Source organism: Halorubrum sp. Ea8, assembly GCF_002252925.1.
Lineage (GTDB): Archaea > Halobacteriota > Halobacteria > Halobacteriales > Haloferacaceae > Halorubrum.
In genome coordinates this window covers 1-9,219 of the sequence record NZ_NHPF01000045.1, presented here as the reverse complement: position 1 = coordinate 9,219, position 9,219 = coordinate 1, and the positions used below count along the sequence as shown (strand labels likewise).

Genomic DNA, 9,219 nt, shown 5'->3' with positions numbered 1-9,219 from the left:
GAAGCGAGGGTCCCCCTCGCGGTCACCCATGACGCACCCCCGAGACCCGCCCGCGTCGACGGTCCCCGAACCGGACGCCGCCCGAGCCGCGCCGCCGGCGGAGCGAACGCCGGATCGACGCGACTCGGCCGCGGTCGACGACGAGACCGACCGCTCGCCGGGCGCCGACGCCGACGCCGACGACCGGTCGGCGCGCGCCGCCGCGGAGGAGATGACGGTGCGGCCCCTCCGCGACCGGCGGTACGTCGTCGAGACCGACGGCGGCACCTACGTCGTCGCGCTCGACGCCGGCACCTGCACCTGTCCCGACCACGCGATCCGCGGCTCGCGGTGTAAACACCTCCGGCGGGTCGCCATGGAGGTGACCGCGGGGTCGGTCCCCGCCCCGGACGAGCGCGTGGGAGCCTGCGCCGTCTGCGGGGCGGAGACGTTCGTCCCGCTCGACGACCCGGGATCGCACCTCTGTTCGCGCCACGCGTTCGATCCGGGCGACGCCGTCCGCGACCGCGAGAGCGGCGAGCGCCTCGTCGTCGTCGCGGTCACGACCGAGCGGGCCGACGCCTACCGGACGGAGGAGGACCGGACGGTCGACGAGTACGCCACGAACGCCGCGTACGGCGCGCACGAACCCGTCGTCGAGGCCGTGTACGTCGACGCGGTCCGGCCGGGGCGCGGCCTGTCGGACTGCGAGCGGTACGCCTTCCCCGCCTCGCGGCTCACCCAGCGAGGTGGCTGATGTCGCGCCGCAGCGTGTACCCCTGCGGAACGCCGACGGCGCCGAGGCAGTCCGCGCACAGCGTCCGCTCGTAGTCGCGGTTCGTCTCCTTCTCGAGCAGCGAGGCGTCTCCGATGGGAAGCACCGACTCGCAACGGTCGCACTCGACCTTGTCGCCGTCGACGATCTTCATTGGACGGCCGTGACTTCCGGCGATCGATATAAAAAGGCGCGCCCGACGTTATCACTCCGGATAGCGGCGTCGGCATAAAATGGGTGCGGTCGACGCGACGGTCGGTCGCGGTGCGTCCGAGGTTAGCCGAAGAGTTCGCCGAGGCCCTCGCCGCCGTCCTCGTCGTCGTCTTCCTCTTCCTCGTCCGCGGCTTCCTCTGCCTCGTCGGCCTCGTCGGCCTCGTCGTCGGCCTCGTCGGCCTCCGCGGCGTCCGCGGAGCCGCCAGCGGCGGCGCCGGCGGCGGGCGCCGCGGCGGCCGTCTCGATGGCGTCTTCGATGTCGACGTCCTCCAGCGCGGCGACGAGCGCCTTGACGCGGGATTCCTCGACGTCGACGCCGGCGGCGTCCAGCACGCCGGTGATGTTCTCCTCGTTGATCTCTTCGCCAGTCTCGTTCAGGATGAGCGCAGCGTAAACGTATTCCATTGGTGTATCCTCGTAGTGTTAGCCGAACATCGCGCCGAGACCGTCGCCGCCGTCGTCGCCGTCGTCCTCGTCGGCGTCGTCGGCGGCGTCGTCGGTCGTCTCAGCGTCGTCCGTGTCGTCGTCTTCCTCCGCCTGTTCCTCCTCGTCGGCGTCGTCCGTCTCCGGAGCCGGGGCCGCCTCGACCCCCTGCAGCTCCTCGGGGAGCGCCTCCTCGTCGTCGATCTGGGCCGCGAGCGCACGCAGCTGGGCGTCGGCCTTCCCGATGAGGTCGGGCACGACGTCCGGGCTCTCGATCTCCGCGTACAGGCCGACGGACTTCGCCTCGCCGGACGCCTTCGCGAGAAGGCTGCCGACCGTGGCGGCCGTCGGGTACTCGGCGTTGATCGAGAGGTTGCGCGCGGCGGCGGCGGCGGACCGGATGTCCGCCGCGTACTCGTCGACGTCGATCGCGAGCTCGTCCGGCTCGAACAGGACGCCCTCGGAGTAGACGCCCTTGAGGTCGAGCCCGACTTCCTTCGGCTCGATGCCGAGTTCGACCAGGACGTTCGCGAGGTCCTCGTCGACGACCTCGCCCTCCTCGAGGACCGTGGAGTCCTCGGTGACCATGATCGAGCCGTCCTGGATGCGCGCGGCCGCGCCGATCGTCTGGAGCTCGCCGACGAACGGTCCCGGGTCGACGCCGGTGTCACCCTCGGGGATGAGGATGTCGTTGGGGGCGACCTCGCCCGCGTTGATGGGGGCGGGGGTCTTCGAGGCTTCCAGCTGTTTGTAGAGGCCGAACGGGTTGTCGTTCGTGCCGATGAGCGCGACCTGACCCGAGACGTACTGGGTCAGCTCCTCGACGCCGTCGTCGACCTCTTCGAGGGCGCGGACGGTGAGGGTGTTCCGGCTCACGCGGAGATCGGCCGAGCCGTGCAGCTCGCGGCGCATGGCCTGGAGCTGTCGGCTCGGGATGCCGCCGACGCCGACGACCCCGACGGAGTTGAACGAGTCGATGAACTCGACGAGCTCGTCGACCTCGTCCTGCTTCCACTGCGGGATCGTCTCGGTCTTGCGGACCGAGCTCATACGGGCACCTCCCTAGCGGGACCCATCGTGGTCTTCACGTAGATCCCGTCGATGTTGAGCGGCCCCTTCTCGAGGTCCGCTTCGAGTCGCCGGATGATGACGTCGATGTTGTCCGAGATCGCGTCGGGGCCCATATCCTCCGCGCCGACGCGGGTGTGGAACGTGCGCCGGTCGCGGGACCGGAGCTGCACGGTGTTCTTCATCCGGTTGACGGTCTCGACGACGTCGTCGTCCGGCTGTAGTGGGGTAGGCATCTTCCCGCGCGGACCGAGGACGGTACCGAGGTACCGACCGATGTCCTGCATCAGGTTGGCCTCCGCGACGAAGAAATCGGTTTCGCCGGCCAGGTCCTTTGCGCGGTCGTCGTCGTCTCCGAGATCCTCGAGGTCGTCGCTGTCAAGCACTTCATCAGCGACTTCCTGAGCGCGGACGGCGGTTTCGCCCTCCGCGAAGACGACGATCTGTGTCTCCTGCCCCGTTCCAGCCGGCAGCACGACGGACTCGTCGATGCGGTTCGACGGATCGTTGAGGTCGAGGTCTCGCAGGTTGATCGCGATGTCCACTGTCTCGCGGAAGTTCCGCTCGGGCGCATCGTCGAGTGCGAGAGTTACGGCCTCTTGTATTGTGTCTGCCATTTTCACCTCCGTAGTACGCAGGTCGCTCCTACGGGTCAGTGAAACAGGCGAAGCCTGTCTCACCGGAGAGTGGTCCATCCGAGGTTTAAAAGCGTCGAACCGCCCGTGCCCGTGCGAACCGGCGACAGGGCTCGTGCGGGCGGTCGAGGCCGGACGGGCGACGTCCGCACCGGGAGAGAGGCGATCGCCGCCGAAGCGAGGTGGCCGCCGCGGCGGCGGACGCGGAACCCGACGCGGTCTCCGGATTCGACGCGCGTCGAACTCCGAAACGTCGGATAGGGGAACCCTTTTGACGCCGCTGGTCGACCCACGAGGTAATGACTCAGGGTGGTCCGGCGTGACGATGGACGACCGCATCGAGGACCTCCGCGAGCGCCGCGAACGGGCGGCGCTGGGGGGCGGCGAGGACCGGATCGAGTCCCAACACGAGAAGGGGAAGATGACCGCGCGCGAGCGCGTCGACTACTTCCTCGACGACGGGACGTTCCACGAGTTCGATCGGTTCCGCACCCACCGGACCCACAAGTTCGGGATGGAGGAACAGCAGATCCCGGGCGACGGCGTCGTCACCGGATACGGCGAAGTGAACGGGCGGAAGACGTTCGTCTTCGCCCACGACTTCACCGTCTTCGGCGGGTCGCTCGGCGAGGTGTTCGCCGAGAAGGTGTGCAAGGTGATGGACAAGGCGATGGACGTGGGGGCGCCCGTCGTCGGGCTCAACGACTCCGCGGGCGCCCGGATCCAGGAGGGGGTCGCCTCGCTCGGCGGCTTCGCGGAGATCTTCCGGCGCAACACGGAGGCGTCCGGCGTGATCCCACAGATCTCGGCGATCATGGGGCCGTGCGCCGGCGGCGCGGTGTACTCGCCCGCAATCACGGACTTCACGTTCATGGTGAAGGACACCTCGCACATGTTCATCACCGGCCCGGACGTCATCGAGACGGTGACGGGCGAGGAGGTGAGCTTCGAGGAGCTCGGCGGCGCCGTCACCCACACGTCGACCTCGGGCGTGGCCCACTTCGCCGAGGAGAGCGAGGAGGACGCCTTGGACGACATCGCGCGGCTGCTCTCGTACCTCCCCGCCAACAACGTCGAGGACCCGCCCCGCGTCGAGCCGTGGGACGACCCCGAGCGCGCCGACGAGGAGCTGGCCGAGATCGTTCCGAACGCCCCCCGGAAGCCGTACGACATGAAGGAGGTGATCGGCAGCGTCGTCGACGAGGGCTCCTTCTTCGAGGTGCAGGAGAACTTCGCGAAGAACGTCGTCGTCGGCTTCGCGCGGCTGGACGGCCACTCGATCGGGATCGTCGCCAACAACCCCCGGGTGAACGCCGGCACCCTCGACATCGAGTCGAGCCAGAAGGGGGCGCGCTTCGTCCGCTTCTGCGACGCGTTCAATATCCCCATCCTCACCTTCGAGGACGTGCCCGGCTTCATGCCCGGTACCGACCAGGAGCACAACGGGATCATCCGCCACGGCGCGAAGCTGCTGTACGCCTTCTCCGAGGCGACGGTCCCCCTCCTCACCGTGATCACCCGGAAGGCGTACGGCGGCGCCTACTGCGTGATGTCGTCGAAGCACATCGGCGGCGACGTCAACTACGCGTGGCCCACGGCCGAGATCGCGGTGATGGGGCCGAAGGGCGCCGTCAACGTCCTCTACCGCGAGGAGCTGGCGGCGGCCGACGACCCCGACGCGCGAAGGCAGGAGCTCATCGACGAGTACCGCGAGGAGTTCGCGAACCCGTACAGCGCCGCCGACCGCGGCTTCGTCGACGACGTCATCGAGCCCGCTGAGACGCGAGCGCGCCTGATCGACGACCTCCAGATGCTGAAGGGGAAGCGCTCGGACCGGCCCGAGAAGAAACACGGCAACATCCCGATCTGATGGCGACCGACTCGCCCGACCCGTCCGACCCGGACGCCGCCTCGACCGACCCGGACGCCGCCTCGACCGACGCGGAAAGCGGACCGAACGGCCCAGCGGTCGCCGCCGTCCTCGACGGGCTGACCGTCCCCGACGACGCCGACGACGCGGAGGCCGCCGCCATCGCCGCCGCGGTCGCGGCGCATCTCCGCGACGGGGAGTTGGCCGCGGCGGCGGCCGCGACCGACGAGGAGACCGGGTGGGAGGGGAAGCGGTGGGCGTTCGCCGACCGGGTCGACCGCCTCACCGGCCGGTCGGTCCGCGTGCCGACGGAGGCGCCGACCGACCCGTGGACGGCGGCCGGCCGCGCCGACCGCTTCTGACGGGGACGCCCCGTCCGCCGAACCCGGCGTATCGAGGCGGCGCCGCGGCTGTCCGGGTTTCGAACGGCTACCCCGGACGCGAGAGCGCCCGAGCGCGTGCATTCCCCGGCGAGACGCCCGCCGAGCGCCTTGCCACGCCAACCCTTCTCAGGGAGCGTTAGAAGATACGTTGGATAACATATATATCTGTGGTCACGCCTCGGGCGGCTCCTCGGCGCCCTCCTCCGCGGCGGTCCCCGCGGGCGATCCGCCGAGGACCCGGTTGAGAACGATCGGAACGACGCCGGCGAGGAGGACGAGGATCCCGATTCGGACGAGTATCGAGGCGTCCGTCAGGAGCGTCGCGGCGAGGTACGCGCCCGCCGCGACCAGCGTCGACGGCAAGACGTAGGGGTTTCCGGGCGAGAGCATGTCGGGATATGGAAGCGGGCAGCCCTTAACCGTCTCGGGGGAAGCCGCGGCGCGCGCCGACAGAGTACGACGATCGTCGTCACCGACCGTCGTCGCGGACCGATAGAATGAGGTGGGTTATCGTGGAATGACGGTGTAAGAATGTTCGATAAGGTTCTCGTCGCGAACCGCGGAGAGATCGCGGTTCGGGTGATGCGCGCCTGTGCCGAGCTGGACGTCGACACCGTCGCCGTGTACAGCGACGCCGACAAGCACGGCGGCCACGTCCGGTACGCGGACGAGGCGTACAACGTCGGCCCGGCCCGCGCCGCCGACTCGTACCTCGACGGCGAGGCGGTCGTCGAGGCCGCGCGCGCGGCCGACGCCGACGCGATCCACCCGGGCTACGGCTTCCTCGCCGAGAACGCGGACTTCGCGGCCCGCGTCGAGGACGCCGACGGGATCACCTGGGTCGGACCCGCCAGCGACGCGATGGAGCGGCTCGGCGAGAAGACCCACGCGCGCCGCGTGATGGACGACGCGGACGTCCCCATCGTCCCGGGGACGACGGAGCCCGTCACCGAGGTCGAGGCGGTCACCGAGTTCGGCGACGAGCACGGCTATCCCGTCGCGATCAAAGCCGAGGGGGGCGGCGGCGGCCGCGGGATGAAGGTCGTCGAGAGCGCCGAGGAAGCCGAGGAGGCCCTCGCGTCGGCCAAGCGCGAGGGGGAGGCGTACTTCTCGAACGACTCCGTCTACCTCGAGCGCTACCTCGAGAACCCCCGCCACGTCGAGGTGCAGATCGTCGCGGACGCGGGCGACGGGGACGTCCCCGCCGACGAGTCGGACGTCGTCCACCTCGGCGAGCGCGACTGCTCGCTCCAGCGCCGCCACCAGAAGGTGATCGAGGAGGGCCCCTCCCCCGCGCTCTCCGACGAGCTCCGCGATCGGATCGGCGAGGCCGCCCGCCGCGGGGTCGCCGCGGCCGACTACACGAACGCCGGCACCGTCGAGTTCCTCGTCGAGGAGGACCTCGACCGCGACCCGTCGGAGCCGCTCGGCCCGGACACGCCGTTCTACTTCCTCGAAGTCAACACGCGCATCCAGGTCGAACACACCGTTACCGAGGAGCTGACGGGGATCGACATCGTGAAAGAGCAGCTCCGGGTCGCCAGCGGCGAGGGGCTCTCCGTCTCGCAGGGCGACGTCGAGCTGGAGGGCCACGCGATCGAGTTCCGGATCAACGCCGAGAACGCCGCGGAGGAGTTCCAGCCCGCTAACGAGGGCCGGCTCGACACGTACGACCCGCCGGGCGGGATCGGCGTCCGCGTCGACGACGCGCTCCGGCAGGGCGACGAGCTGGTCACCGACTACGACTCGATGATCGCGAAGCTGATCGTGTGGGGCGCCGACCGCGAGGAGTGTCTCGCCCGGTCGAAGCGCGCGCTCGCGGAGTACGACCTGGAGGGCGTCGTCACCGTCGTCCCGTTCCACCGCCTCATGCTCGACGACGAGCGGTTCGTCGCTGGCACCCACACCACGAAGTACCTCGACGAGGAGCTCGACCGGGAGCTGGTCACCGAGGCGCAGGAGAAGTGGGGGACCGAGTCGGCGTCGAGCGACGACGACGACGAGGTGACCGAACGCGAGTTCACCGTCGAAGTGAACGGGAAGCGCTTCGACGTGGAACTCGAGGAGCGCGGCGCGCCCGCGGTCCCGACGCCCGCGAGCGGCGGGAGCGGCGCGGGCGGCCGCAAGCAGCGACCGCCGCAGGCGACGTCCGACGACGGGGGCGACGACGGCGTCGACGTCGCCGAGGGCGGCGAGGCGATCGAGGCGGAGATGCAGGGCACGATCCTCTCGGTCGACGTCGACGAGGGCGACGAGGTGGCCGCGGGCGACGTGGTCTGCGTCCTCGAGGCGATGAAGATGGAGAACGACGTGGTCGCCGAGCGCGGCGGCGCCGTCGCGAGCGTCCACGTCGGCGAGGGCGACAGCGTCGACATGGGCGACGTGCTGGTCGTCCTCGAATAGATCGGCGACCACGACGAAACGGCGAAACGGCGTTTTAATTATGATGCGGTGGCGCGCGCCTCAGAGCGGCCGCCATCGGCGGCCGCGAGGAGCGCGTGCGAGGGACGCCGCGAGCGCTGATAAGCGCGAGCGGCGAGGCTGGGGAGGTGTGAGGCTGCGGTGCTGTGCGGGGTGGGATTCAAAGGGGCAGCCAGCGAAGCGGGCGGAGGCGACGCAAGGACCACAGGGAGCGAGCGAAGCGAGCGACTGAGGACCGCAGCGAGCGTGCGTCCGCTTCGCTGGCTGGGGCTTTGGACGTGGGCACCGCATCGTCGACCGCACATAAACAGCCGGCAGCAACACCTCGCCTTTGATTATAACTATCCGACCAGCCGGACTCGAAAAGGGCCCCGTTACCGACCGCGCAGTCCCAACAGCTCTCGCGTCTCCGCGGGCGTCGCAACCGGCCGACCCAGTTCCGCGGAGATCCGCGCCGCCCGCGCCACCAACTGCTCGTTCGTCGCCAGCTCCCCGCGCTCGTAGTACCGGTTGTCCTCCAGCCCGACCCTGACGTGCCCCCCGAGCAGCAGCGACTGCGTCGTCATGGGGAGCTGGTGCGGCCCGAACCCGATCACGTTGAACTCGACGCCCTCCGGCAGGGCCTCGACCCGGTTCACCAGGTTCCGGGGGTGCGGCGGCGACGTGGTCCCGCCGCCGAACAGGAAGTTGAGGTACGGCGGGTCCTCCAGCTCCTCTAAGATCGACAGCGACTCGTTCAAATGTCCGTCGTTGAACACCTCCAGTTCGGGCTTGATTCCCCGCCCGTTCATCTCCGCGTGCAGCGATGCGACCAGTTCGCGGGTGTTCTCCGAGGTGAGCCGCTCGTAGCGGTTGAGCGGCCCCATGTCGAGCGACGCCATCTCCGGCGCGGGGTCGGTCCGGAGCGGTTCGTGCCGGAGGGCGTCAGGCGCGGCGGTCCCGCCGGTCGAGTGCTGGAGGACGGCGTCGTCGGTGGCCTCGCGGACGGCGTCGGCGACCGCCTGAAACCGCTCGGCCGAGAAGGCGCGCTCCCCGTTGTCGCGGCGCGCGTGCAGGTGGAGCACGCTGGCGCCCGCGGCCTCGCAGGCCGCCGCGGCCGACGCGATCTCCCCGGGGGTCTCCGGGTGGTCCGGGTGGGCCTCCTTCCCGTGGACGCCGCCGGTGAGCGCCGCGGTGATGATCGCGGGTTTCCCGTCGAGGTAGTCGTCGTAGGTCATCTGTCGGCGTCGGCGGTTTCGCCCTCGTCGTCCGCCGGTTCCGGCTCGACATAGAACTCGCAGTCCGCCGCGGGGTCGAGCCCGTACCGGGCGTTACAGACGTCGGCGCGCATCGGCTGGACGAACGACTCCGTCGCGGTGCAGAACGCCCGGGCGGTCTCGAACGACTTCCCGTCGCCCTCCTCGCGATACGCCAAGTGCGGACACGTCTCGCATGGCCGAGACGTGTCCGCAC

Annotated in this window: 11 protein-coding genes; 4 read left to right on the top strand and 7 right to left on the bottom strand. The window is 70.0% G+C overall.

The window, feature by feature from the left end; all coding sequences use genetic code 11:
• The coding region (locus DJ74_RS03760; RefSeq protein ID WP_394338304.1) for an SWIM zinc finger family protein at positions 1-736 on the top strand (736 nt) is incomplete at its 5' end.
• Here DJ74_RS03760 and DJ74_RS03755 read toward each other — a convergent pair.
• The 4 genes from DJ74_RS03755 to DJ74_RS03740 all read right to left on the bottom strand — a co-directional run bounded on the left by DJ74_RS03755 (position 717) and on the right by DJ74_RS03740 (position 3,075).
• Positions 717-908, bottom strand: a complete 192-nt coding sequence (locus DJ74_RS03755; RefSeq protein WP_094525148.1) for a hypothetical protein — start codon at positions 906-908, stop codon at positions 717-719. The genes DJ74_RS03760 and DJ74_RS03755 overlap by 20 nt on opposite strands.
• A gap of 122 nt (positions 909-1,030) precedes the next feature.
• The gene (rpl12p, locus tag DJ74_RS03750) at positions 1,031-1,372 is read right to left on the bottom strand and encodes a 50S ribosomal protein P1 (protein ID WP_094525147.1); all 342 of its coding nucleotides are present in this window, start codon (positions 1,370-1,372) and stop codon (positions 1,031-1,033) included.
• Between the two features lie 18 nt (positions 1,373-1,390).
• Complete coding sequence (locus DJ74_RS03745) at positions 1,391-2,440, bottom strand: 50S ribosomal protein L10 (RefSeq protein ID WP_094526406.1); 1,050 nt, start codon at positions 2,438-2,440, stop codon at positions 1,391-1,393.
• Positions 2,437-3,075, bottom strand: a complete 639-nt coding sequence (locus DJ74_RS03740) for a 50S ribosomal protein L1 (protein ID WP_094526405.1) — start codon at positions 3,073-3,075, stop codon at positions 2,437-2,439. The genes DJ74_RS03745 and DJ74_RS03740 overlap by 4 nt, the downstream gene beginning before the upstream one ends.
• A gap of 343 nt (positions 3,076-3,418) precedes the next feature.
• On the opposite strand from DJ74_RS03740, the gene DJ74_RS03735 reads away from it, so the two are divergent.
• Positions 3,419-4,963, top strand: coding sequence for an acyl-CoA carboxylase subunit beta (locus DJ74_RS03735; protein ID WP_094525144.1), 1,545 nt, complete (start codon positions 3,419-3,421; stop codon positions 4,961-4,963).
• Entirely contained in the window at positions 4,963-5,325 is a 363-nt protein-coding gene (locus DJ74_RS03730; protein WP_094526404.1) for a hypothetical protein, read from the top strand. The genes DJ74_RS03735 and DJ74_RS03730 overlap by 1 nt, the downstream gene beginning before the upstream one ends.
• A 192-nt stretch (positions 5,326-5,517) precedes the next feature.
• On the opposite strand, the gene DJ74_RS03725 is transcribed toward DJ74_RS03730, so the two are convergent.
• The gene (locus DJ74_RS03725; protein WP_094525142.1) at positions 5,518-5,736 is read right to left on the bottom strand and encodes a hypothetical protein; all 219 of its coding nucleotides are present in this window, start codon (positions 5,734-5,736) and stop codon (positions 5,518-5,520) included.
• Positions 5,737-5,877: 141 nt separating this feature from the next.
• Here DJ74_RS03725 and DJ74_RS03720 point away from each other — a divergent pair, with 141 nt between their 5' ends.
• The gene (locus DJ74_RS03720; RefSeq protein ID WP_094526403.1) at positions 5,878-7,749 is read left to right on the top strand and encodes a biotin carboxylase N-terminal domain-containing protein; all 1,872 of its coding nucleotides are present in this window, start codon (positions 5,878-5,880) and stop codon (positions 7,747-7,749) included.
• A 392-nt stretch (positions 7,750-8,141) separates the two neighbouring features.
• On the opposite strand, the gene DJ74_RS03715 is transcribed toward DJ74_RS03720, so the two are convergent.
• The gene (locus tag DJ74_RS03715; RefSeq protein ID WP_094526402.1) at positions 8,142-8,984 is read right to left on the bottom strand and encodes a 3-keto-5-aminohexanoate cleavage protein; all 843 of its coding nucleotides are present in this window, start codon (positions 8,982-8,984) and stop codon (positions 8,142-8,144) included.
• Positions 8,981-9,181 (bottom strand): hypothetical protein, encoded by a 201-nt coding sequence (locus tag DJ74_RS03710; protein ID WP_094526407.1) that lies wholly within the window; start codon positions 9,179-9,181, stop codon positions 8,981-8,983. Before DJ74_RS03710 ends, DJ74_RS03715 begins: the two co-directional genes overlap by 4 nt.
• Positions 9,182-9,219 lie beyond the last annotated feature (38 nt).

Excerpts from the sequence above, each read along its gene's own strand:
- DJ74_RS03755 (WP_094525148.1), bottom strand. The coding sequence starts at position 908 with ATGAAGATCGTCGACGGCGACAAGGTCGAGTGCGACCGTTGCGAGTCG.
- rpl12p (WP_094525147.1), bottom strand. The coding sequence starts at position 1,372 with ATGGAATACGTTTACGCTGCGCTCATCCTGAACGAGACTGGCGAAGAG.
- DJ74_RS03745 (WP_094526406.1), bottom strand. The coding sequence starts at position 2,440 with ATGAGCTCGGTCCGCAAGACCGAGACGATCCCGCAGTGGAAGCAGGAC.
- DJ74_RS03740 (WP_094526405.1), bottom strand. The coding sequence starts at position 3,075 with ATGGCAGACACAATACAAGAGGCCGTAACTCTCGCACTCGACGATGCG.
- DJ74_RS03735 (WP_094525144.1), top strand. The coding sequence starts at position 3,419 with ATGGACGACCGCATCGAGGACCTCCGCGAGCGCCGCGAACGGGCGGCG.
- DJ74_RS03730 (WP_094526404.1), top strand. The coding sequence starts at position 4,963 with ATGGCGACCGACTCGCCCGACCCGTCCGACCCGGACGCCGCCTCGACC.
- DJ74_RS03725 (WP_094525142.1), bottom strand. The coding sequence starts at position 5,736 with ATGCTCTCGCCCGGAAACCCCTACGTCTTGCCGTCGACGCTGGTCGCG.
- DJ74_RS03720 (WP_094526403.1), top strand. The coding sequence starts at position 5,878 with ATGTTCGATAAGGTTCTCGTCGCGAACCGCGGAGAGATCGCGGTTCGG.
- DJ74_RS03715 (WP_094526402.1), bottom strand. The coding sequence starts at position 8,984 with ATGACCTACGACGACTACCTCGACGGGAAACCCGCGATCATCACCGCG.